The 23,077-nt window shown below is 75.5% G+C and carries 20 protein-coding genes, 3 pseudogenes and 1 riboswitch; of the genes and pseudogenes, 18 read left to right on the top strand and 5 right to left on the bottom strand.

Going from position 1 to position 23,077, the window contains the following annotated elements; all coding sequences use genetic code 11:
• The first annotated feature begins 98 nt into the window (after positions 1 to 98).
• The 6 genes from OO48_RS24450 (at position 99) to OO48_RS24430 (ending at position 4,729) form a co-directional block, all read left to right on the top strand.
• Positions 99 to 1,019, top strand: coding sequence for a LysR family transcriptional regulator (locus OO48_RS24450; RefSeq protein WP_033219847.1), 921 nt, complete (start codon positions 99 to 101; stop codon positions 1,017 to 1,019).
• Between the two features lie 115 nt (positions 1,020 to 1,134).
• Positions 1,135 to 1,284, top strand: coding sequence for a hypothetical protein (locus OO48_RS38510; RefSeq protein ID WP_157845524.1), 150 nt, complete (start codon positions 1,135 to 1,137; stop codon positions 1,282 to 1,284).
• A complete protein-coding gene (locus OO48_RS24445) occupies positions 1,281 to 1,694 on the top strand; it encodes a type II toxin-antitoxin system death-on-curing family toxin (RefSeq protein WP_063830726.1) in 414 nt (137 codons plus the stop codon). Before OO48_RS38510 ends, OO48_RS24445 begins: the two co-directional genes overlap by 4 nt.
• 202 nt (positions 1,695 to 1,896) lie before the next feature.
• Positions 1,897 to 2,832, top strand: a complete 936-nt coding sequence (locus OO48_RS24440) for a Gfo/Idh/MocA family protein (RefSeq protein WP_051732676.1) — start codon at positions 1,897 to 1,899, stop codon at positions 2,830 to 2,832.
• Positions 2,833 to 2,971: 139 nt separating this feature from the next.
• A riboswitch (ZMP/ZTP riboswitch) is annotated at positions 2,972 to 3,053 on the top strand.
• A 54-nt stretch (positions 3,054 to 3,107) separates the two neighbouring features.
• On the top strand, positions 3,108 to 3,941 hold the full coding sequence (locus OO48_RS24435) for a bifunctional 5,10-methylenetetrahydrofolate dehydrogenase/5,10-methenyltetrahydrofolate cyclohydrolase (RefSeq protein WP_033219884.1): 834 nt from the start codon (positions 3,108 to 3,110) through the stop codon (positions 3,939 to 3,941).
• Between the two features lie 131 nt (positions 3,942 to 4,072).
• The gene (locus OO48_RS24430; protein ID WP_033219841.1) at positions 4,073 to 4,729 is read left to right on the top strand and encodes an MBL fold metallo-hydrolase; all 657 of its coding nucleotides are present in this window, start codon (positions 4,073 to 4,075) and stop codon (positions 4,727 to 4,729) included.
• Here the strand turns inward: OO48_RS24430 and OO48_RS24425 are convergent.
• Both OO48_RS24425 and OO48_RS24420 read right to left on the bottom strand, forming a co-directional pair.
• Positions 4,683 to 5,329, bottom strand: a pseudogene (locus tag OO48_RS24425) (SDR family NAD(P)-dependent oxidoreductase); the annotation flags it as partial. The gene OO48_RS24430 and the pseudogene OO48_RS24425 sit on opposite strands and share 47 nt — an antisense overlap.
• Before the next feature lie 125 nt (positions 5,330 to 5,454).
• Positions 5,455 to 6,141: a TetR/AcrR family transcriptional regulator gene (locus OO48_RS24420; protein ID WP_081952340.1), complete on the bottom strand. Its 687-nt coding sequence runs from the start codon at positions 6,139 to 6,141 to the stop codon at positions 5,455 to 5,457.
• 151 nt (positions 6,142 to 6,292) lie between these two features.
• On the opposite strand from OO48_RS24420, the gene OO48_RS24415 reads away from it, so the two are divergent.
• Both OO48_RS24415 and OO48_RS24410 read left to right on the top strand, forming a co-directional pair.
• The gene (locus OO48_RS24415; protein ID WP_051732674.1) at positions 6,293 to 7,288 is read left to right on the top strand and encodes a phosphatase PAP2 family protein; all 996 of its coding nucleotides are present in this window, start codon (positions 6,293 to 6,295) and stop codon (positions 7,286 to 7,288) included.
• 439 nt (positions 7,289 to 7,727) lie between these two features.
• Entirely contained in the window at positions 7,728 to 7,922 is a 195-nt protein-coding gene (locus OO48_RS24410) for a hypothetical protein (protein WP_033219839.1), read from the top strand.
• Positions 7,923 to 7,954: 32 nt separating this feature from the next.
• On the opposite strand, the gene OO48_RS24405 is transcribed toward OO48_RS24410, so the two are convergent.
• Together OO48_RS24405 and OO48_RS24400 are read right to left on the bottom strand one after the other, a co-directional pair.
• Positions 7,955 to 8,323, bottom strand: a complete 369-nt coding sequence (locus OO48_RS24405; protein WP_245194785.1) for a hypothetical protein — start codon at positions 8,321 to 8,323, stop codon at positions 7,955 to 7,957.
• 173 nt (positions 8,324 to 8,496) lie between these two features.
• Positions 8,497 to 8,910, bottom strand: a pseudogene (locus tag OO48_RS24400) (transposase); the annotation flags it as partial.
• A 43-nt stretch (positions 8,911 to 8,953) separates the two neighbouring features.
• Here OO48_RS24400 and OO48_RS24395 point away from each other — a divergent pair.
• From OO48_RS24395 to OO48_RS24370, 6 genes and pseudogenes are all read left to right on the top strand, one after another.
• The gene (locus OO48_RS24395) at positions 8,954 to 9,709 is read left to right on the top strand and encodes a maleylpyruvate isomerase family mycothiol-dependent enzyme (protein WP_033219834.1); all 756 of its coding nucleotides are present in this window, start codon (positions 8,954 to 8,956) and stop codon (positions 9,707 to 9,709) included.
• An 8-nt stretch (positions 9,710 to 9,717) separates the two neighbouring features.
• Positions 9,718 to 10,362 (top strand): annotated as a pseudogene (locus OO48_RS24390) (inositol monophosphatase family protein); the annotation flags it as partial.
• Between the two features lie 99 nt (positions 10,363 to 10,461).
• Entirely contained in the window at positions 10,462 to 12,069 is a 1,608-nt protein-coding gene (locus OO48_RS24385) for an AMP-binding protein (RefSeq protein WP_209439538.1), read from the top strand.
• Between the two features lie 156 nt (positions 12,070 to 12,225).
• Positions 12,226 to 14,751 (top strand): SpoIIE family protein phosphatase, encoded by a 2,526-nt coding sequence (locus OO48_RS24380; RefSeq protein WP_033219832.1) that lies wholly within the window; start codon positions 12,226 to 12,228, stop codon positions 14,749 to 14,751.
• An 84-nt stretch (positions 14,752 to 14,835) separates the two neighbouring features.
• Entirely contained in the window at positions 14,836 to 15,435 is a 600-nt protein-coding gene (locus OO48_RS24375) for a hypothetical protein (protein WP_033219830.1), read from the top strand.
• A gap of 96 nt (positions 15,436 to 15,531) precedes the next feature.
• Positions 15,532 to 16,935 (top strand): MFS transporter, encoded by a 1,404-nt coding sequence (locus OO48_RS24370; protein ID WP_033219828.1) that lies wholly within the window; start codon positions 15,532 to 15,534, stop codon positions 16,933 to 16,935.
• 94 nt (positions 16,936 to 17,029) lie between these two features.
• Here the strand turns inward: OO48_RS24370 and OO48_RS24365 are convergent, their stop codons facing one another.
• On the bottom strand, positions 17,030 to 18,691 hold the full coding sequence (locus OO48_RS24365) for an FAD-dependent oxidoreductase (RefSeq protein WP_033219826.1): 1,662 nt from the start codon (positions 18,689 to 18,691) through the stop codon (positions 17,030 to 17,032).
• A 248-nt stretch (positions 18,692 to 18,939) separates the two neighbouring features.
• On the opposite strand from OO48_RS24365, the gene OO48_RS24360 reads away from it, so the two are divergent.
• Genes OO48_RS24360 through OO48_RS24345 form a run of 4 tightly spaced genes read left to right on the top strand, consistent with a single transcriptional unit; the run spans position 18,940 to position 23,045 of the window.
• Positions 18,940 to 20,079, top strand: a complete 1,140-nt coding sequence (locus OO48_RS24360; RefSeq protein WP_033219825.1) for a SchA/CurD-like domain-containing protein — start codon at positions 18,940 to 18,942, stop codon at positions 20,077 to 20,079.
• A 58-nt stretch (positions 20,080 to 20,137) separates the two neighbouring features.
• Positions 20,138 to 20,566: a cupin domain-containing protein gene (locus OO48_RS24355; RefSeq protein ID WP_033219824.1), complete on the top strand. Its 429-nt coding sequence runs from the start codon at positions 20,138 to 20,140 to the stop codon at positions 20,564 to 20,566.
• Positions 20,563 to 21,828 (top strand): beta-ketoacyl-[acyl-carrier-protein] synthase family protein, encoded by a 1,266-nt coding sequence (locus tag OO48_RS24350; protein WP_033219823.1) that lies wholly within the window; start codon positions 20,563 to 20,565, stop codon positions 21,826 to 21,828. Before OO48_RS24355 ends, OO48_RS24350 begins: the two co-directional genes overlap by 4 nt.
• The gene (locus OO48_RS24345; protein ID WP_033219822.1) at positions 21,825 to 23,045 is read left to right on the top strand and encodes a beta-ketoacyl synthase N-terminal-like domain-containing protein; all 1,221 of its coding nucleotides are present in this window, start codon (positions 21,825 to 21,827) and stop codon (positions 23,043 to 23,045) included. Before OO48_RS24350 ends, OO48_RS24345 begins: the two co-directional genes overlap by 4 nt.
• Positions 23,046 to 23,077: the final 32 nt, after the last annotated feature.

Genomic DNA, 23,077 nt, shown 5'->3' with positions numbered 1-23,077 from the left:
CCCCCGGACGCCCGTCCCGCCCCCGCCCGGGGCGGTCCGCGGGCGCCCCGGGCCACCCGGCGTCCCGGCCGCCCCCGCCGCGCTGGCAGAATTGACCCGTGATCGACGCACGACGGCTGCGGACCCTCCGGGCCGTGGCCGACCACCGGACGGTGACCGCCGCGGCGGCCGCGCTCTACCTCACCCCCTCCGCGGTCTCCCAGCAGCTCGCCGCCCTCGAACAGGAGACCGGCCACACCCTGCTGGTCCGGGCCGGCCGCGGCGTCCGGCTCACCGCCGCCGGGGAGATCCTGCTCACCCACGCCGACGCCGTCCTCGCCCAGCTCGAACGCGCCGAGGCCGACCTCGCCGCCTACGACTCCGGCTCCGCCGGCGAGGTCACCGTCGCCGCCTTCGCCACCGGCATCGCACTCGTCCTCGCCCCCGCCATCACCGCGCTCGCCGGAACCGCCCCCGACCTGCGGGTGCGCGTCCTCGACGCGGAGGGCGACGCCAGCCTGCCGATGCTGCTCGACGGGCGCGCCGACATCGCGGTCGCCGTCGAGTACCGCGGCGCCCCGCGCCCCGACGACCGCCGCCTCACCCGGCTGCCGCTGTACGCCGAGCCCTTCGACGCCGTCCTCCCGCTGCACCACCCGCTGGCCGCCGGGGCCGGCCCGGTCGCCGTCGCCGACCTCGCCGCCGAACCGTGGATCGGGCCCTACCCCGGCAACCCCTGCCACGACGTCGTCCTGCTCGCCTGCGAACACGCCGGCTTCCAGCCCCGGCTGGTGCACTCCTCCGACGACTTCCGCGCCGTCACCGCCCTCGCCTCGGCCGGCGCCGGCGTCGCCCTCGTCCCGCGCTCGGCCCTGCGCGGCACCGAACTCGCCGCCGTCGCCGTCCGCCCGGTCGACAGCCCCCTCGCCACCCGCCGCGTCTTCGCCGCCACCCGCGCGGGCGCCGAACTCCACCCGCTGATCAGCCCCGTCCTGACCGCCCTCGCCCAGGCCGCCGCCCACCTCGACCGCCCGTCCTGAAGCGGCGTCAGATCCACTGCCCCGACGAATAACCGATCGACGACACCCCCTCCCGCCTGTTAGCTTCCGTCCACGAACCGAACCGTGAACCGAACCGCCGGGGGGAGGCGCCGAGGTGGAGCAGCAGGAGCGGTCGCAGGAACAGCCGCCGGACCCGAGGGCCGTCGACTGGGCGCCGGAGCAGCGCGCCGAGCGGCGGGCCGCCCTGGTGGCGCGGATCCGGGCGGCGAACGCCGAGACGCTGGAGAGGCTGGCGGACTTGTGAGCACGCACGGCACCGACCACCTCGACGAGGACGACGTCGTCCACCTGCTGGGCGACGCCGCGGTGGTGCGCGAGCGCTCGCTGCTGCAGTCCGCCCTCGGCCGCCCGCGGGCCTCGGCCTTCGGCGCGGACGCCTACCCGGACGTGTGGTCCAAGGCGGTCGCGCTCGGCGAGTCCCTGTCCCGTAACCACCCCATGACGGACCGGAACAAGCGCACCACCTTCGAGTCGGTGCTGCTGTTCCTCGACTACAACGGGCAGCCGTACGCCGACCCGCACCCGGACGACGCCGTGGCCTTCGTGCTGCGGCTGGCCCAGGGCGGCTACGCGGGCCGGCTCGACGACGCGGCGGCCGACCTCCGCCGGATCCTCGGCGCGGACGCGGACGCGGGTGGGCCCGCGGGCGGCTGACGGCGCGCGCCCCCGGTCGGGGGCGGGGGAGGAGGCCGTCCGGGGCCGGCGCGAGCAGCCGCGCGGGCCGTCCCCGGGCGGGGCCGCGCCACACCGGCGCGAATCGGCCGATCCACCGGCGTCCTGACTGCTCAACACCCGTCCTGGCATATGCTGCCGGGTGGTCAGGGACGACCACCACCCACCCTCGTAGGAGTGCCCGATGAGCGATCACGAGACCGGCCGCAGCACGCCCCCGATCCCGATCGGCGTCATCGGCCTCGGAGACATCGCGCAGAAGGCCTACCTGCCGGTCCTCACCGCCCAGCCCGGTATCGACCTGCGCCTGATGACCCGCGACCGGGCCAAGCTCGACCGGATCGGCGACGCCCACCGGATCCCGTTCCGCACCACCGACCTGGGCGAACTGATCGACTCCGGCATCCGCGCCGCGTTCGTCCACGCCGCCACCGACCAGCACGTCCCGATCGTCGAGGAACTGCTCACCCGCGGCGTCGACGTGTACGTGGACAAGCCGCTCGCCTACGACCTCGCCGGCGCCCGCCGCCTGACCTCCCTCGCCGAGCACACCGGCCGCTCCCTGCTGGTCGGCTTCAACCGCCGCCACGCCCCCGGCTACCTGCTCGCCGCCGAACGCCCGCGCGACCTGATCGTCCTGCAGAAGCACCGCGAGGGCCTGCCCGAACGCGCCCGCACCCTGGTCTACGACGACTTCATCCACGTCGTCGACAGCCTGCGCTTCCTCGTCCCCGGCGAGATCGAGCACGTCGACGTCCGCTCCCGCACCCGCGACGGCCTGGTCGAACACCTCGTCCTCACCCTGGCCGGGCGCGGCTTCACCGCCCTCGGCATCATGAACCGGGTCTCCGGCTCCACCGAGGAGATCCTGGAAGTCTCCGGCGCCGACTCCAAGCGCGAGGTGCACAACCTCGCCGAGGTCATCGACCACCGCGGCCAGCCCACCGTCCGCCGCCGCGGCGACTGGGTCCCGGTCGCCCGCCAACGCGGCATCGAACAGGTCGTCCTGCACTTCCTCGACGCCCTCCGCGCCGGCAAGACGCTCGACGCCACCGACGCACTGCGCACCCACGAACTCTGCGAACTCATCGTCGAACGCATCGAGGCCGAAACGGCCTGACCGCGCACCCGGCCGCCGTCCGCCCGGCGCTCCGGCCCCGCCGACCGGATCGCGCCCGGTCCGCCGTCCCGACCCGCCGCGCGGCGGATCGGGACGGCGGAATCCGCAGGACCGGCGGCGGCCGGATCGGCTAGAGTGCCCACGGGGCCGCGACTGGCGCACGGGTGGAGCACCACCGGGGAGCGGCCGATCCACCGCTGCCGCGCGCCTGGGCGAACTCACCACGAACCCCAGGGAGTTGCCCCGTGTCGCAGACCCCCCGCCGCGCCCGCCTGATGGACGGCGCCGCCCTCGCCCGCCGCCTCACCGACTCCACCGCCGCCGCGGCCGCCGACCTCCACCGGCGCACCGGCACCGCCCCCTGCCTCGCCACCGTCCTGGTCGGCGAGGACCCGGCCTCCGTCACCTACGTCCGGATGAAGCGCGACCGCTGCGAGAAGACGGGCATCCGCTCCCGCCACGTCCAACTCCCCGCGACCACCGGCACCGGCCAACTCGTCGACACCATAGCCGAGTTGTCCGCCGACCCGGCCGTCCACGGCATCCTGCTCCAGCACCCGGCCGGCCCGCACGTCGACGAACGCGCCGCCTTCGAGGCCATCGACCCGGCCAAGGACGTCGACGGCGTCACCACCCACTCCTTCGCCGCGATGGGCTTCGGCCTCCCCGGCTTCGCCTCCTGCACCCCCGGCGGCATCATGCGCCTGCTCGACGAGTACCGGGTCGACCTGCGCGGCAAGCGCGCCGTCGTGGTCGGCCGCAGCGCGATCCTCGGCAAGCCCGCGGGCCTGCTGCTGCTCGGCCGCGACGCCACGGTCACCTACTGCCACTCCCGCACGACCGACCTCCCCTCCGTCCTCCGCGAGGCCGACGTCCTGGTCGCGGCCGTCGGCAAGCCCGAATTCATCCGCGGCGAGCACATCAAGCCCGGCGCGGTCGTCATCGACGCGGGCTACAACCCCGGCAACACCGGCGACGTCCACTTCGAGTCGGCCAGCGAACGCGCCGGTCTGATCACCCCCGTCCCGGGCGGCGTCGGCCCGATGACCATCGCCGTCCTGCTCGCCCAGACCGTCGAGGCGGCGACCCGCCAACTCGCCCCGGCCTGACGGCCCCCGGGCCGCCCGCGCGGCGCGCCCGCGTCCCCCGCCGGGGGCGGCCGGCCTCCGCCTGACCGCCCGTCAGCACCCGGGCCGAAAACGGGGAGCGCGCCGCCCGCCCCCGGCGCTACGTTGGCCGGATGCGCCTGACCAAGTACGCCCACGCCTGCGTCCGGATCGACTCGCCCGACGGCGAGCGGTCCGTCCTGATCGACCCTGGGTGCTGGACGGAGCCGGAGGCGTTCGACGGGGTCCGGGCGGTGCTCTACACGCACGCGCACGCCGACCACGTCGACGAGGACCGGCTGCTCGCCGCCCGCGCCGCCGACCCGGAGCTGGCGGTGTACACCCACCCGGAGCTCGCGGCCGAGATCGCCGCGCTCCCCGGTCTCACCGGTCCCGCGCCGGTCGCGGTCCGGGCGGGGGAGGCGTTCACGGCCGGCGGCTTCGCGGTGCGCGCGGTCGGCGGGCGGCACGCGGAGATCATCGACGAGTACCCGGACTGCGCGAACCTGGGCTACCTGGTCGAGGGCGTCTACCACCCGGGCGACTCCCTGCACGTCCCGCGCGGCCGGGACGAGGAGGTGCGCACCCTGCTGCTGCCCGCCGGCGGCCCCTGGCTCGGCCTGCGGCAGGCGATCGAGACGGTGCGGGCCGTCCGTCCGGAGCGCACCTTCCCGATCCACGACGCCCACCTGAGCGAGATCGGCACCGAGAACTTCGACGGCTGGATCGGCCGGGCGACCGAGACCCGCTACGCCCGGATCCCGCGCGGGGAGTCCGCCCTGCTCGGCTGAGACCGGCGCCGCGCCGGATGCCGGTGGACGCGGTCATCGGGTGTAGGTCATGCCCGGGTGGACGGAGTTCACCCGGATCCGGTCCACGCCCAGCTCCACCGCGCCGATCTTGGTCAGGCCGCGCACGCCCCACTTGGACGCGCCGTAGCCCGCGGTCAGCGCCAGGCCCATCAGGCCGGCCGCCGAGGAGATGTTCACCACCGAACCGCCGCCCGCCTCCCGCAGCGCCGGGACGACCGTCTTCATGCCGATGAACACACCGGTCAGGTTGGTGTCGAGCACCTTGCGGAAGTGCTCCACCGACTCGTCGGCCAGGAAGCTGCCGGTGGAGATGCCCGCGTTGTTCACCAGCCCGTGCACCGCCCCGAACTCGGCCTGCGCGTACGCCACCACGTCCGCCCAGTCCTGCTCCGAACCGACGTCGTGGTGGCGGTAGCGGGCCCGCTCGCCCAGCTCGGCGGCGGTGGCCGCGCCGTCCTCGTCCAGGACGTCGGTGATCAGCACGTTCGCCCCCGCCGCGACCGCCTGCTTCGCGGTCTCCGCGCCCAGCCCCCGGGCCCCGCCGGTGATGATGACGGTCTTGCCGGACAGCTCGCTCATGACTCGCTCCTCGGTGTTCGCGTGTCTCGTGGGCACCTTGCTTCCCCGCTCTGCCGCACTGCGCCTACCGCATCTACTGCACTGCACTGCACTGCACTGCGCTCACCGCACCGCACCGCACCGCACTACCGCTCCGCCGCCGCCACCGGTGCGGTCAGCAGACCGGTGCAGACGGAGACGAGGTCGGCGAGGTAGGCGCCGTCCCCGGTCAGGGTGGGCTCGCCCTCGGCGAGCTGCCGGGCGCGTTCGGCGAGCGCGGCCCCGATCAGGGTCAGCGCCAGGTCGATCCGCTCCAGCCGGACCGGTTCGGGGGCCAGCGGCACCAGCGGCGCCTCCAGCTCCAGGATCAGCCGCCAGTACAGGGTGCCCGCGAGCCCGGCGTGCGGACGCCGCTCCCGGACGCCGCTGCGGTGGCTGACCTGGGTGGAGATCCGCAGGCAGTCCCGGCCGCGCTCGGTGCGCAGCTCGGTGGCCTCCGCGCCGACCAGCGCCCCGAGCAGCTCGCCCAGCGAACGGCCCTCGGGCCGCGGCATCCGCTCGGCGAGCGCCCGCTCGGTGCGCCGCCGGCGCTCGGCCATCACCGCGTCCAGCAGGCCCTCGCGCGAACCGAAGTGGTACTGCACCGCGGACGGGTTCGCCTGCCCGGCCTGCCGCACCACCTCGCGCAACTGCGCCCCGTGCACGCCCTGCACCGCGAACAACCGTTCGGCGGAGCGGATCAGCAGCTCCCGGGCGGACCCGCCACCCGCCGAACCGCCCTCGGACCCCTCGCCCGCAGGGGTGCTCCGTGCACCCGTCGACTTCCTCGCCATGCCTCCACATTAATGATCGCCATTATTAATGTCGAACATTAGGCTGATCGGACGTTCCCGGCACCCGTCCGGGTGCCGCCTGGGAACTCGCTGGGAACCCCGGCGCGCGGCACGAGGAATCTCCAAGCCGCCGTTGCTAGCTTCGTGACGCATGATCGACTCGTCCCACCTGGCAGCCCGGTCACGCTCCCTGGCGCTCCACCTGCTGTCCCGGCTGAAACTCCGGCACCTCGCCTGGCCGCTGTTCGCCCTGGCGTTCTGGTACTACCTCTCCGTCTACGGCCTGCCGTACGCCAACGACGTCGTCTTCCTCTGGCTGATGGCCGCCCTGATCGCGGCCTCCGTGCACAGCGGCGGCCGCCGGGGCTGGCTGCACGTGCTGCGCGACTGGGTCCCCGTGATGGCCGTCGTCTGGGCGTACTCCCTGCTGCGCGGTTACGGGGCGCACACGCCGTGGCCCCCGCACTACGCCCCGCAGATCGCCTTCGACGAGGTGCTCGGCTTCGGCGAGACCTGGACCGTCCGGCTGCAGGAGTGGCTCTACCACCCCGGCGACCCGCAGTGGTACGACTACGCCGCCGTCGCCGTCTACATGTCGCACTTCTTCGCGGTGTTCGTGATCCTCGCCGTCCTGTGGAAGCGCGACCACGCCAGGTTCCGGCACTTCCTCGGCTGCTACCTGGCGATGACCGCGATCGGCTTCGCCACCTACGTGCTCTACCCCGCCGACCCGCCGTGGCTGGCCGGCCTGGAGCACCACATGCCGGCCGTCGACCGGGTGGTCAACACCGTGCTCAACGACAGCGGCCTGCCCCGGGCGGGCACCATCTTCGAGAACGGCAGCAAGTTCGCCAACGACGTCGCCGCGATGCCCTCGCTGCACGCCGCCTACCCGATGGTGATCGCGCTGTTCTTCTGGCCGGGGGCCGGCCGCAAGCTGCGCGTCCTGCTCGCCGCGTACCCCCTGGCGATGGCGTTCACGCTGGTCTACGGAGCCGAGCACTTCATCATCGACATCCTGGTCGGGTGGGCCTTCGCCTGGGCGATGGTCACCCTGGTCAACCGCTTCGTCGCCCGCCGCGCCGCGGCCCGGGCCCTGGAGGAGGCGGTCGAACCGGCCGCCGGACCGGCCGTCCCGGTCGGCTGAGGGCGGACGCTCCCCGCCCCGTGGGCCCAGGCCCCGACCCGGCAAGGTGGTGCCGGGCCGGGGCCTTCCGCTCCGCCCTCCCGGGGCCCGCCCCCGGCCGCCGGACGGGTCCGGTCCGGCCCCGGCGCGGGACGCCGGGGGGTCGCCCCGCGGATGCTGGGCGGACGCCCGGAAGTCCCTGGGCGTTCGCTGGGAACCGGACGTTCCGCGCGTCCGTGCTGGTGGGCCGCCCGGGTGAACCCGGCGGACGGGCGGACGGCGCCCTTCCCGACCGGGCCGGACGGGTGCGGTGAAGGCTTTGCCAATCCGTGGCGGAGTCTTGTTCCGCCCCCCGGTAGCGTCGTGCGGAACCCAGCAGGAGGACCCGCATCATGGCAGCACCCCACGCCCCGTCAGCGCCCGGCGCGCGCCCCCGACCCGCCGGCCGGCCGACGGCCCGATGATCTCCGGCCACGCCGCCGCATCCACCATGTGGGTGGTCCTGACCCCGCTGGGCGTACTGCTCTCCGGCCTCGGTCTGGCCTCCACGATCCGGATCCGACCCGGTGCCGACCGCCCCCGCGACTACCTGCTCGGCCCGCTGCTGATCGCCGCCGGCATCCTGGTCGCGGGCCTCGGACTCTGGCTGCTCTGAGGGACGCGGTGCCCGACCCCGCCGTCCGGGCCCTACCGGCCGCCCCGGTCGCCCTCGCCGCCCCGGCCGTCCTGCCCGTCCGCGAACCAGTGGCCGATGTTGGTCCAGTCGAACCCCGCCCGCCAGGCCGCCCGCCCCTCCGACCAGCCGACCAGGGCGCTCACCACCTTGGCGGGGGAGACGGTCAGGGTCCGGTAGTGCTCGGCGGGCACGCCGTCGCGGTACTCCAACTGGTAGACGCCGTTCTCCCGCAGGCGCACCTGCACGTACCAGTCGCCCGCCGGCTCGTCCGCGCCGAACCGCTCGACGATCAGGTGGGAGTCGCCGCGCTGCATGTTCGCCACCAGCCGGCCCAGGGCCGCCGCCCCGGGGTCGCGCATCGACAGTCCGCGCTCGGTCATCGCGTGAAGCATGGGTGGAGCATGCCGCACCCCACCGACAGCCGGCCCACCGGGGTGGCCGCAGGCCCGGGGGGCCCGGACGGGCCCGGCCGGAACGGGAGTTGACGACCGGTCGGCACCCGGGCGGTCGCGGGGGAGCGGCCCCCGCCCCGGGTGCGCCCGACGGGTCACCCGCCGCCCCGCCCCCGCTGCCGCGAGTCGTCGATCACCGCCCGGGACCAGTCCAACCCGTCCGCCCGGTAGGCCTCGTCCAGCAGCACCCGCTGCAGCCGGTCCCACACCCCGGCCTCCTGCCAGTCCCGCAGCCGGCGCCAGCACGTCATGCCCGACCCGAACCCCAACTCCTGCGGCAGCCACTCCCACTGGATCCCGGTGTGCAGCACGAACAGGATGCCCTGCAGGCAACCCCGGTCCTTCACGGACGGCCGCCCCAGACCCTGCCGCCGCACCGGCAACAGCGGTTCGATCCGTTCCCACAGCTCGTCCGACACCAACCACGGCGCTCTCTTCCCCACGCCCAGCCCAACGAGCCGCCGGCCGAACGGACATGGCCGGCCTCCGCCCCGGCCCCGCGCCCGGACCCGAATATTCCCTTCCGCCCGCCGGAAACTTGGTGATAGACAGTCGACCGTGCCCATCGATCTTGACTTCCCGGCCCTGCTGAGCCTGCTCGACGACCGCTCCGCGGCCTTCCGCGCCGCGCTGGCCGCCGCCCCCGCCCTCGACGCCGAGGTGCCCACCTGCCCCGGGTGGACGCTGCACGAGCTGGCCCAGCACCTCGGCCGGGGGCAGCGCTTCTGGGCCGAGATCGTCGCCGCGGGGCCCGCCGAGACGCCGCCGCCCCGCCCCGACGAGACCGCTCCGGCCGACCGCGAGGCCCTGATCGCCTGGCACGCCGCCTCCACCGACCTGCTGCTCGAAGCCCTCCGCGCGGCCGGCCCCGGCGCCCCCTGCTGGACGTGGTGGGGCCCCGCCCAGTCCCCGCAGGACAGCACGGCCGCCGCCCGCCGCCGCCTCCACGAGACGGCGGTCCACACCTACGACGCCCAGCTCGCGGCCGGCGTCCCCGCCGCCGTCCCGGCCGAGGTCGCGCTCGACGGCGTCGAGGAGTTCCTCCTCATCTGCTGCTCCACCACCGTCCCCTGGCCGCACGCCCCCGCCGTCCTCGCCTTCCGGGCCACCGACGGCCCCGCCTGGTACCTCGACCTCTCCCCGGCCGGCGTCCGCGCCACCCGCGCCACCGCCGCCGCCCCGGACGGCACCCTCCGCGGCACCGCCGCCGAACTGCTCGCCGTCCTGTACGGCCGCACCCCCATCGACGCCCTCCCCGTCGAGGGCGCCGCCGAGCCCTTCCACCAGCTCTACGCCTGGGACCCGGAAGCCTGACCGACCCCCGACGGCCCCGCCCCGGCGACGCGTTCACGGGCGAGGAGAGCGGAGCCACCGGCGCGGCCGGCGCGGCCCGCCGCTGGCTGGTGGACCCGCTGTGCGGGACGCTCAACTTCGCGGTGGGCACCCACCTGGTGGCCGTCAACGTCGCCCTGCGCGAGCACGGCCGGACGACCGCCGCCGCCGCGGACCCGTACACCGGCGAGACGTACTGGACCGACGGCACCGCCGCCCACCTGCGCCGCGACGGCCGCGACACCCCGCTCGCTCCGTCCGCCGACTCCCGCCTGGTCGACCTCAACCTCGACCCGCCCCACCCGAACGCCCCCGCGCTGCGCGTCGCCCGCCTGCTCACCGACCCCGACTTCGAGTCGGCCTTCCGCCCCCGGGTGGTGTCCACCACGCTCGCGGTGGCCTGGGTCGCGGCCGGCCGCCGCGCCGGGTACGTGACGGACGGCCGACTGGTCGACAGCGTCCACTTCACGGCCGGCATCGCGCTCTGCGAGGCCGCCGGGTGCACCGTCACCGACCTGCGCGGCGCACCGGTGCACAGCGGCGCCGGCGGCCTGATCGCCGCGGCCGACGCCGGGACGCACGCCCGCCTGCTCGACCTGGTCAGCCGCCAGGAGATCCGTCCCGTACGCCGGTAAGCCCGTCACGCGCCCTGGTGGCGGCCCCCGCCCCCCGGCCACGCTTGCACCGCGTCCGCACCCCGCGGGCCGCGACCGCCGAGCCGCCCGGAGGCCCGCATGGTGTTCCACAGCGACTACCCGCCCGTCGTCCCGCTCGACCGGCCGATCCACGAGGCCGTCCTGGGCGGCTGCGCGAGCGGCGAGCACGCCGAACGCCCGGCGCTGGTGGACGGGCTGACCGGCCGCAGCGTCAGCTACCGGGAGCTGGACGCGGGCAGCCGCCGCCTCGCCGCCGGCCTCGCCGAGGCGGGGGTGGCCAAGGGGGACGTGGTGGCGCTGCACAGCCCGAACTCGCTGGCCTACCCGCTGGCGTTCTTCGCCACGACCCGCACCGGGGCGACGGTCACCCCGGTCAGCCCGCTCGTCACCCCGGCCGAGTTCGCCGCCCGGCTGCGCGACTGCGCCGCCCGCTGGATCATCACCACCGCCGCGCTGCTGCCCGTGGCCCGCCTGGCCGCCGCCGGACACCCGGTCGCCGGGATCTTCCTCTGCGACGAGCCCGACGACCCCGGAGCGGCAGCGGCCCACCGCTCGCTCGCCGACCTGGCCGCCACCTCCGCCCCCGAGCCCGAGCCGGACCTCGACCCGGCCGTCGACCTGGCGGTGCTGCCGTACTCCAGCGGGACGACCGGCCGGCCCAAGGGCGTGATGCTCACCCACCGCGCGGTGTCCACCAACCTCGCCCAGGCCGACGCCGTGCTCGGCCCGCGCCCCGGCGAACGCGTCCTGGCGGTGCTGCCGTTCTCCCACGTCCACGGCCTCGTGGCCGTGCTCAACCGCTCGCTGCGGGCCCGCTGCACCGTTGTCGTGCTGCCCCGCTTCGACCTGGAGCAGTTCCTGACCGCCGTCCAGCGCCACCGCGTCGAGGCGCTGCACGTGGCCCCGCCGATCGTCCTGGCGCTGGCCAAGCACCCGCTGGTCGACCGCTTCGACCTGTCCTCCGTCCGCTACGTGCTGAGCGCCACCGCACCGCTGGACGCCGGCCCGGCCGCCGCCGCGGCCCGCCGCCTGGGCCTGCCGCACCTGCTGCAGGGCTACGGCATGACCGAGCTCTCCCCGCTCACCCACATCGTCCCGCCCGGCGAGCCGCACCCGCCGCTCGGCACCGTCGGCCGCCTCGCCCCCGGCACCGAACTGCGGATCCGCTCCCTGGACGGCCCGCCCCGCGACCTCGGCCCCGGCGAGGACGGCGAACTGCTGTTCCGCGGCCCGCAGGTGATGAAGGGCTACCTCGGCCGGGAGGCCGACACCGCCGCCGCCGTCGACCCGGACGGCTGGCTGCACACCGGGGACGTCGGCCACGTCGACGCCGACGGCTGGCTGTTCGTGGTCGACCGGGTGAAGGAGCTGATCGAGCGCGGGGGCCACCGGGTCGCCCCGGCCGAACTGGAGGCGCTGCTGCTCACCCACCCGGGCATCACCGACGCCGCCGTCATCGGCGTCGCCGACGCCCACGGCGCCGAGCACCCCAAGGCGTACGTGGTGCCCGCGTTCGGCTGCGAGCTGGCCGAGCAGGAGGTGGTCGAGTACGTGGCCCGCCGGGTCGCCCCGTACAAGAAGGTCCGCGAGGTGGAGTTCCTGGACGCGGTGCCGAAGTCCGCCACCGGCAAGGTCCTCCGCCGCGAACTGCGGGCCCGCGCGGCGGGGCGGGGCCGCGGCGCGTAGGGCCGGGGCCCGTGCTCACCGGCCGGAACCCCGCCGGGGCGGTCCGTGACCGGCAGTTGGGGGTCACGCTCTTGCCCGGACCGGCCCGAATCGAGCACACTCACGTATTCGGTCCGACGGCCCGCACGACCACCAGTCGCCAGCGCCCGGCGGGCCGTGCAGTCTGGTGGAAGCCGGAACGACCGGCGGAACCGGGGAAGGTACCGGGCAGGTGGCCAACTGAGCACGCACGGCTTCGAACGCAAGCCCGATCGCGACGCGGCGGGCGCCGCTCCCGCACGCCTGTCCGGGCACCGCCTGATCCCACTGGCCACCGCGCTGGTCCAGCAGGACGGCCGGATCCTGCACTGGAGCCAGGAGGCCGAGGCGCTCACCGGCTGGCCCGCCGAACAGGCCCTCGGCGCCCACCCGGTCCGGCTGCTGCTGCCCGAGCAGGACCGGGCCGCCGCCGAGGAGCTGTTCGACCGCCTGGTGGCCGGCCACGGCTGGTCCGGCACCCACCCGGTGCGCCGCCGTGACGGCTCCACCGTCGAGCTGGAGTTCCACACCTACCCGATCACCGACCCCGACGGCCGCACCCTGCTGCTGGCCACCGCCTCCGACACCGAGGCGCTGCACGAGGTCGAGTCCGACCTGGCCGTCCTGGACGGCTTCTTCGACCAGTCCCCGATCGGCCTGGCCGTCTACGACACCGAGCTGCGCTTCGTCCGGCTGAACGCGGCGCTGGCCCGGATCAACGGCCTCAGCGCCGAGCAGCACCTCGGCCGCCGGATCTCCGAGGTGCTGCCCGGCATCAACGCCGGCGAGATCGAGAACGTGATGCGGCAGGTGATCGCCACCGGCAAACCGGTGGTCGACGCCCGCTCGCACGGCCGCGTCCCCGGCGACCCGCGCCGCGACCGGGCCTGGTCGGCGTCCTACTTCCGGCTGGAGGACTCCACCGGCAAGGTGCTCGGCGTCTCCTCCTCCATCATCGACGTCACCGAGCGCTTCCAGGCCGAGGCCCGCGCCTCCCGCGCCCAGGAGCGGCTGACCCTGCTGGCCTCGGCCGGCGCCCGGATCGGCACCACCCTCGACCTCAAGCGCACCGCCGAGGAGATGGTCGAGGCGATCGTCCCGAAGTTCGCCGATTTCGCCACCGTCGACCTGCTGGAACCGGTGCTGCGCGGCGAGGAGCCCGCCCCGATCCAGCCCGAGCGGGCCATCCAGGTCCGCGCCGTCGCGGTCGGCGAGGCGTACGGCTCCGGACTGACCGGCGCCGCCGACGCCGTCGGCGGCACCACCGAGTACGGCCCGCACCGGATCTACACCCAGTGCCTGCGCAGCGGCCGCCCGCTGCTCAAGCCGCACGTGGACGAGGAGGTGCTGCGCGGCCTGGTCCCCGACCCCGACCGGGTCGCCCCCGGCATCGCCGCCGGCATCCACTCCTACCTGCTGGTGCCGCTGATCGCCCGCGGCATGGTGCTCGGCGGCGCCGAGTTCGTCCGCACCCGCAACCCCGAGCCGTTCGGCGCCGCCGACGTCTCGCTCGCCGAGGAGCTCGTCGCCCGCACCGCCCTGGCCATCGACAACGCCCGGCTCTACCGGCGCGAACGCGAGACCGCCCTCACCCTGCAGCGCAGCCTGCTGCCGCAGGAGATCCACCGCACCCTGGGCCTGGAGATCGCCCACCGCTACCTGCCCTCCAGCGTGGTCAGCGAGGTCGGCGGCGACTGGTTCGACGTCGTCCCGCTCTCCTGCGGACGCGTCGCCCTGGTGGTCGGCGACGTGATGGGCCACGGCATCCGGGCCGCCGCCACGATGGGCCAGCTGCGCACCGTCGCCCGCACCCTGGCCACCCTCGACCTGCCGCCCGAGCAGGTCCTCGGCCGGCTCGACGAGACCGCCTCCGCGATCGGCGAGGGCCAGTTCGCGACCTGCGTGTGCGCCGTGTACGACCCCGTCGACCGCAGCGTGGTGGTCTGCTCGGCCGGCCACCTGCCGCCCGTGCGGGTCGACCCCGACGGCACCGCGCACGTCGTCGGCCTGCCGCCCGGCGTCCCGCTCGGCATCGGCGGCGGCGCCTTCGAGTCCGTCGAGTTCACCCTGCCCCCCGGCGCCACCTTCGCGCTCTACACCGACGGCCTGGTCGAACGCCGCGGCCGCGACCTCGACGAGGGCATCGACCTGCTCGCCCGCACCCTCGCCACCCCCGGCCGCACCCTGGAGGAGAGCTGCGACGCCGCGCTCTCCGCCCTGGTCACCGCCGGCACCGAGGACGACATCGCCATGATCATGGCCCGCGTCCTGCCCGTCCCCGCCGACCGGATCGCCACCCTGCTGCTGCCCAGCGAGGGCCCGCTGCCCTCCCGCGCCCGCCGCTTCACCCGCGCCACCCTGGACGCCTGGGGCCTGTCCGCCCTCACCGACTACGCCGAACTCGTGGTCAGCGAGCTCGTCACCAACGCGCTGCTGCACGCCGACGCCCCGCGCCGGCTGCGGATATTCCGCGACCGCACCCTCACTCTGGAGGTCTCCGACGCCGGCGGCCAGCCGCCCCGGCTGCGCAGCTCCGCCGAGGAGGACGAGGGCGGCCGCGGCATCCACCTGGTCAGCGAACTCGCGCACCGCTGGGGGAGCCGCCCCACCAAGCACGGCAAGGTGGTCTGGGCGGAGATCGAACTCCCGTACCGGGCGGGCTGACACCCGCCCGGGCGCGACCGCTCGCCCGGGACGCCGCGCTGACGGAGAGTCGGAGCAACCACGCCGTCGACCGGAAGGCCCGCCGTGCACCCCCGACTCCTCGCCGCCATCGGCCTGCTCGTCCTCACCGCCGGCGCGGCCGCCCTCGCCCCGGCCACCGCCGACGAGCCCGACCCGTCGCCCACCCCGTCACTGTCGCCCTCGCCCGCCCTGTCGCCCGCCCCGTCGCCGTCGCCGTCACTGTCGCCCTCGCCGTCGCCCGTCCCGTCACCGACCGGGACCGGACAGCCCGCCGGGAGCACGCCGCCGACCGCCCCGACCGCCCCGACCGCCATCGAGATCACCGGGGCCGCCATCGACCCGAAGGTCCCCAGCCGGGTCCGGGTCACCCTCGCCTACACCTGCGCGCCCACCGACCAGCCCCGCTCGCTGAACACCTCGGTCGAGCAGAGCGACCCCGAGGACCCCGCCACCATCGCCTTCGGTGCCACCCGCACCTCGCCGACCCTGGTCGTCTGCGACGGCACCCCGCAGACCCAGGACGTCACCGTCCAGTCCAAGACCAGCAACTGGCTCACCGGCCCCGACTCGGTGGTGATCACCACGCTCACCGACCTCGGCGCCACCCCGCCCGCCGCCGCCGACGCCCGCCGGATCCCGCTCGACCTGCCGCCCGCCCGCTGACCCGGCGTCAACCGACCGGCCCCCGTCCCCGGCGCGTCGCCCGCCCGCCGCCGCCCGCGCCTCCGAGACTGGACGCCGGACGGAAGGGACTCCCGCATGGCCACCCAGCCCACGACAGCCGGCACCCAGGCCCCCGAGGTGCGCCGCTGGCGGGCCCTCGCGGTATGCCTGGTCGCCGGGTTCATGACCCTGCTCGACGTGTCGATCGTCAACGTCGCCCTGCCGTCCGTGCGCAGCGGACTGCACATGTCCGAAGCCGGACTCCAATGGGTGCTCTCCGGCTACTCGCTGGCCTTCGGACTCGTTCTGGTCCCGGCCGGGCGGCTCGGCGACGCGATCGGCCGCCGCCCGGTCTTCCTGGCCGGCCTCGCCCTGTTCACCGCCACCAGCGCGCTGGCCGGCGCCGCCCAGGGCGAGACCTGGCTGGTCGTCGCCCGGCTGCTGCAGGGCATGTCCGGCGGGCTGCTCGTCCCGCAGGTCTCCGGCTTCATCCAGCAGCTCTTCCGCGGCGACGAACGGGCCCGCGCCTTCGGCCTGCTCGGCACCACCATCGGCTTCTCCACCGCCGTCGGCCCGCTGCTCGGGGGCCTGCTGATCGCCGCGTTCGGCACCGCCGAGGGCTGGCGCTGGGTGTTCTACGTCAACCTCCCGATCGGCATCGCCGCCCTCCCCTTCGCCCACCGGCTGCTGCCCGCGCCCACCCCCGACACCTGCGCCCGCCGCGACTTCGACCCGGTCGGCGTGCTGCTGCTCGGCGCCGGCACCGTCCTGCTGCTGCTCCCGCTGGTCCAGGCGCAGTGGCACGACGCCCGCAAGTGGCTGCTGCTGGCGAGCTCCGCGCTCGTCCTGACCGCCTTCGCCCGGTGGGAGCGCCACTACGCCGGGCGGCGCGAACCGCTCGTCCACCCGGAGCTGTTCGGCACCCGCTCCTTCACCGGCGGCGCGCTGGTCTCCCTGCTCTACTTCGCCGGGTTCACCGCGGTCTTCTTCGTCTTCACCCTCTACCTGCAGTCCGGCCGCCACTACAGCGCCCTCCAGGCGGGCCTGGCCATCACCCCCTTCGCGCTGGCCTCCGCGGTCGCCTCCACCGTCGGCGGCCGCCTGGTCACCCGTTACGGCCGCCGGCTGATCACCGCCGGCCTCACCACCGTCGCCGTCGGCCTCGCCCTGGCCGCCCTCGCCGTCCACCTCTTCGACGGCCCCGAGGTCGGCTGGGCCACCGCCCTCCCGCTCCTGCTGGCCGGCCTCGGCAGCGGCCTGGTCGTCTCCCCGAACCAGGCGCTCACCCTCAACGACGTCCCCGTCTCCCGCGCCGGCTCCGCCGGAGGCGTCCTGCAGACCGCCCAGCGCATCGGCTCCGCCGCCGGCATCGCCACCGTCGGAGCCACCTTCTTCTCCCACCTGCACACCCCCGCGGACTACCCCGCCGCCTTCCAGCTCAGCCTCGCCGTCGTCCTCGTCTTCGTCCTGCTCGCCCTGCTGGCCGCGGCCCGCCACTGAAGCACCGTCAGGGAGCTGGGGAGAGCCCCGACAGGGGCCCGGGTCCCGCCGTTCCCGGGCCCCTGATGTCGCCTCCCGACGTCCTCTCCGGGCCCTACAGCCCCGCGACCCCCCGCACCGCGACCCGCAGCGCCGCCACCGGGTCCCCGACCGGGCTGCTCGCGCGCCAGCCGACGAAGCCGTCCGGGCGGACCAGCGCCGCGCCGCCCTCGCGCAGCCCGTAGACGGCGGGCCAGCCGCTCGGACCGGCGGGGCGGGGCCCGGCCGCGGGGGCGTCGGGGACGGGCTCGGGGACGAGGTCCCCGCCCTCGCCGACCAGCAGGCACCTGATCGGCACCCCCGTCTGCTCGGCCACCGCCCGCGCCGCCTCCGGCCACTGACCGCCGCCCGCCGCGGGCGCCAGCAGCACCGGCTCGCGCTCGAACAGGTCCAGGGTGGAGATCCGGGCGCCCTCGCGGTCGCGCAGCCACAGGTGCGGGGCCCGGGTGCCGACCTCCCCGGTCGCGGCGAAGCGCTCCGGGACGACCCCGGCGGTGGCGTCCGCGCCGACCAGCGCGCCCTCGGTGTAGCGGTAGCCGAGCGCCACCGCCAGGACGTTGGTGCGCGGCCCGCCGACCGGCGCCGCGTCGAAGCCGGGGTGCTGGTGCTCCACCGAGCGGGCCGCGGCCCGGGCCGCGGTCTGCACGGCGACCGGCCGCCGCTCCGTCCCGTACGACTCCAGCAGGCGCGGCCCGCCCCAGCCGCCGAGGAGGGCGGCCAGCTTCCAGGCCAGGTTGTGCGCGTCCTGGATGCCGGTGTTGGAGCCGAACGCCCCGGTGGGCGGCATCTCGTGGGCGGAGTCGCCGCACAGCAGGACCCGCCCGGCCGCGTACCGGTCGGCGACCCGTTCGGCGGCGTGCCAGGGCGCCCGGCCGGTGATCTCCACGTCCAAGTCGGGGACGCCGGCCGCGGCCCGGATGTGCGCCGTGCACCTGGCGTCGGTGAAGTCCTCGACGCGCTCGCCGCGCTCGGGGTGCCAGGGCAGGTGGAAGACCCACTGCTCCTGGTTGTCGACGGGCAGCAGCGCGCCCGCGCCGGCCGGGTCGGTCAGGTAGCAGGCGATGAACAGCCGGTCGCCGACCACCTCGGCGAGCCGCTTGGCCCGGAAGGTGACCGAGACGTTGTGGAACAGGTCGCCGCGCCCCGACTGCCCGATGCCCAGGCGCTCCCGGACGGGGCTGCGCGGCCCGTCCGCGGCGACCAGGTAGTCGGCCCGGACCTGGCGCTCCTCGCCGGTGGCCCGGTCGAGCAGCAGCGCCGTCACCCCGTCGGCGTCCTGCTCGAAGGAGAGCAGCTCGGTGTTGAAGCGGATGTCGCCGCGCCGGGCGGCGTGCCGCAGCAGCACCGGTTCGAGGTCGTTCTGGCTGCACAGGCACCACCCGGACGGGCTGAACCTGGCCAGGCCGCCGCCCGGGTCGATCTCCCGGAACAGCCACTCCTGCTCGCCGCCGGAGAGCGTCTCGGCCTGCAGGATGCCGTGGTTGCCGGCCAGCACCGACGCGGCGGCCCGGATGTCGTCCTCCACCCCGGCGACCCGGAACAGTTCCATGGTGCGGAGGTTGTTGCCCCGGCCGCGGGGGTGCCGGGAGGTCTCGGCGTGCCGCTCCACCAGCAGGTGGGGGACGCCGAGCCGACCGAGGAAAAGCGAGGCCGACAGCCCCACCAGCGAACCGCCCGCGATCAGGACCGGAACCCGGTCCGCCATCTGTGTGTTCATCAACTCTGCTCCATCCGTGCCGGGCGCGGTGCGCGCCAGAGCTGACATCCATCCCCCGTCCCTGACGGCCACTCAGGGTGCTTCGCCCGGATGGCCCCGAAGTCTCGCGCGGGGCCCGCCGCAAGCTGACGATCGAGGGCGAACCATCGCCCGTCCGCCGAGCGTCCCGGCCGTCACCGGCCGGGGCCCGCCACCGGCGGAGGGCCAGGTGCAGACGAACCGCGAACCGACGACAGGAATCCGCCACCATGACCCTGCTCTCCGCCCCCGAGGAGACCACCACCACCGCCGCCGCCCGCCCCACCCCGGGCCGGCTCCGCGTCATCCTGATGCTGGAGGTCTACGAGGGTGCCCAGGACCGCTTCCTGGAGGCGTACGAACTGCTGCGCTACCAGGTCTCGGCCGTCCCCGGCCACGTCAGCGACCAGCTCTGCCAGTCCATCGACGACCCGTCCCGCTGGCTGATCACCAGCGAGTGGGAGAGCGCCGAACCGTTCCTGGCCTGGGTGGACAGCCCCGCCCACCGCGAGATGGTCAAGCCGATGCACGGCTGCGTCCGCGACAACCGCTCGCTGCGCTACACCGTGCTGCGCGAGACCCACGGCACCACCGCCACCGACACCACCGCCCCGCCGCTGCGCCCCGGCGAGCACCACCCCGGCGTGGCCGGCACCCCCCGCCCCGGCCCGGACGGCGTGGTCCGGCACGCGCTCAGCTTCACCGTCGAGCCCGGCGCCGAGGCCAAGGCCGCCGAGCTGCTGGCCGGCTACCGCTCCCCGCAGGCCCGGGTCGACGACACCACCCGTCTGCTGCGCACCTCGCTGTTCATGCGGGGCAACCGGGTGGTGCGCTGCGTCGAGGTGGCCGGCGACCTGACCGCCGCGCTGCGGCACGTCGCCCGGCAGCCCGAGGTGCGGGCCGTCGAGGAGGCGATCAACCCGTACCTGGAGGAGGACCGCGACCTGGACGACCCGCTGTCCGCCCGCGACTTCTTCCAGCGCGCCGCGCTGCCCGCCGCCCACCACCACGCCGCCCTGAAGACCGGCCCGGTGCAGCGCCACGCCTACCTGTACCCCGTCCGCCCGGGCGCCGGCGCGGCCCTCGCCGAGCTGCTCTCCGAGGAGGACGAGCACGCCGCCGCCGACCCCGGCAGCCCGCTGGTGCGCGCCACCGTCTACCGGCACGACGACCTGGTGGTCCGGCTGGTCGACCTGCTCGGCGACCCCGCCGACGACCCGGCCGCCGCCCTGGGCCTGGCCGGCCCGCGCTCCGCCGCCGTCCTCGGCAAGCTCGCCGGCCCCGCCGAGCGGACCCCCGACGGCCTGCGCCGCCTGCTCGCCGAGTGCGCGATGACCCTCGTCACCGACCGCAGCTCGGCCGAGGACTGACCCTTCCCGTCCCCCCCCCGTACGCCCACCCAACCCCCGCCACGAGAGGAAGTCCACCGTGACCACCGAGATGCCACGCATCATCCACGTCGACGACGCGCCCCCCAACCGCAAGCGCGGCGGTGACCTGCGGGCCATGCTCACCCCGCCGGCGGTCGGCGCGACCAGCGGATTCATGGGAGTGGCGATCGTCGAACCGGGCGACCGGATCGGCGAGCACTACCACCCGTACTCCGAGGAGTTCGTGTTCGTGATCTCCGGCGAGCTGGAGGTCGACCTGGACGGCGTGCCGCAGCGCCTGCGGCCCGACGAGGGACTGATGATCCCGATCGGGATGCGGCACCGCTTCCGCAACGTCGGCAGCACCGAGGCCCGGATGGTCTTCCACCTCGGGCCGCTCGCCCCGCGCCCCGAACTCGGCCACGTCGACACCGAGGAGAGCGCCGCCGAGGCGGGCCCGCCGGAACCGGCCGGGGCGGCCTCGTGACGCGCCGGGTCGCGGTGACCGGGATCGGCGTGGTCGCCCCCGGCGGCATCGGCGTCCCCCGGTTCTGGTCGCTGCTCACCGAGGGCCGCACCGCCACCCGCGGCATCACCCTGTTCGACCCGGAGGGCTTCCGCTCCCGGATCGCCGCCGAGTGCGACTTCGACCCCGCCGCGCACGGCCTCACCCCCGAACAGGTCGACCGCAACGACAGGTACGTGCAGTTCGCGCTGGTCGCCACCGCCGAGGCGGTCGCCGACGCCGGGCTCGACCCCGAACGCGAGGACCCCTGGCGGATCGGCGTCTCGCTCGGCACCGCCGTCGGCGGCACCACCCGGCTGGAACGCGACTACGTGCTGGTCAGCAGCCGCGGCGAGCACTGGGGCGTCGACCACCGGCCCGCGCGGCCGCACCTGGAACGGGCGTTCTCGCCCTCCACCCTGGCCTCCGCCGTCGCCGAACAGGTCGGCGCCCACGGCCCCGTGCAGACCGTCTCCACCGGCTGCACCTCCGGCCTGGACGCCGTCGGCTACGCCGCGCTCGCCATCGAGGAGGGCCGCGCCGACGTGGTCCTCGCCGGAGCCTGCGACTCGCCGATCTCCCCGATCACCGTCGCCTGCTTCGACGCGATCAAGGCCACCTCGGCCCGCAACGACGACGCCGAGCACGCCTCCCGCCCCTTCGACGCCGGCCGCGACGGCTTCGTCCTCGGCGAGGGCGGCGCCGTCCTGGTGCTGGAGGAGTGGGAGCACGCCCGGCGGCGCGGCGCCCGGATCTACGCCGAACTCGGCGGCTTCGCCACCTTCGGCAACGCCTACCACATGACCGGCCTCACCCAGGACGGCCTGGAGATGTCCCGGGCCATCGACCGGGCCCTGGAGCACGCCCGGATCAACGGCGAGGACGTCGACTACGTCAACGCGCACGGCTCCGGCACCAAGCAGAACGACCGGCACGAGACCGCCGCCGTCAAGCGCTCCCTCGGCGAGCACGCCCGGCGCACCCCGATGAGCTCCATCAAGTCGATGGTCGGGCACTCGCTCGGCGCGATCGGCGCCATCGAACTCGTCGCCTGCACCCTGGCCCTGCACCACGGCGTCGTCCCGCCCACCGCCAACTACACCGAGCGCGACCCCGAGTGCGACCTGGACTACGTCCCCCGCACCGCCCGCCAACTGTCGCTGCGCCACGTGCTGTCGGTGGGCAGCGGGTTCGGCGGCTTCCAGTCCGCGGTGGTGCTGAGCAAAGTGGAGGCGGCCGCATGAACGAGCGCTGCGCGGTGATCACCGGGATCGGCGTGGTCGCCCCCAACGGCATCGGCGCCGACGACTACTGGAAGGCGCTGAGCGAGGGCCGCTCGGCGCTCGCCCCGATCGACCGGGAGGGCTGCGAGCACCTGCCGCTCAAGGTCGCCGGCCTGGTGCGCGGCTTCGACGCCGAGCAGTACGTCGAGGCCCGCTACCTGGTCCAGACCGACCGGTTCACGCACTTCGCGATGGCCGCCGCCGAACTCGCCATGGCCGACGCCGACCTGGCCGACCACCCCGACGACCCGTTCGGCGTCGCCGTGGTCACCGCGGCCGGCTCCGGCGGCGGCGAGTTCGGCCAGCGCGAACTGCAGCACCTGTGGGCCGAGGGGCCGCACCACGTCGGCCCCTACCAGTCGATCGCCTGGTTCTACGCCGCCTCCACCGGCCAGATCTCCATCCGCGGCGGCTTCAAGGGCCCCTGCGGCGTGGTCGCCTCCGACGAGGCCGGCGGCCTCGACGCGCTCGCCCACGCCGCCCGGGCCGTCGCCCGCGGCACCGACGCCGTCCTGGCCGGCGCCGCCGAAGCACCCATCGCCCCCTACTCGATGGTCTGCCAACTCGGCTACCCCGGGCTCTCCACCGCGGAGGACCCCGAACGCGCCTACCGCCCGTTCGGCAGCGACGCGGTCGGGTTCGTCCCCGCCGAGGGCGGCGCGATGTTCGTCGTCGAGGACGAGCACACCGCCCGGCTGCGCGGCGCCCGCCCGCGGGCCCGGATCGCCGGCCACAGCGCGACCTTCACCGGCGCGGCCCGCTGGGCCGAGAGCCGCGGAGGACTCGCCCGCGCCGTCCGTGACGCCCTCGCCCAGGCGCGCTGCGCCCCCGACGAGGTCGACGTGGTCTTCGCCGACGCCCTCGGCGTCCCCGAGGCCGACCGGGCCGAGGCGCTCGCCCTCGCCGACGTCCTCGGCGAGCACGCCGAACGCGTCCCCGTCACCGCCCCCAAGGCCGGCCTCGGCCGCGCCCACTGCGGCGCCCCCGCCCTGGACGTGGCCGCCGCCGTGCTCGCCCTCGAACACGGCCTGGTCCCACCCACCCCGCACACCACGGACAGCCCGCACGGCCTCGACCTGGTCACCGGCCGCCCGCGCGCCGCCGAACTGCGCACCGCCCTGGTGCTCAGCCGCGGCCTGATGGGCTCCAACTCCGCCCTGGTGCTGCGCCACCCCTGACCCACCCCGACCCACCCCGACTCCAAGGAGCA

The sequence above is a fragment of the Kitasatospora phosalacinea genome (assembly GCF_000716545.1).
Taxonomy (GTDB): domain Bacteria; phylum Actinomycetota; class Actinomycetes; order Streptomycetales; family Streptomycetaceae; genus Kitasatospora; species Kitasatospora phosalacinea.
This window is presented reverse-complemented; position numbering and strand designations above follow the sequence as displayed.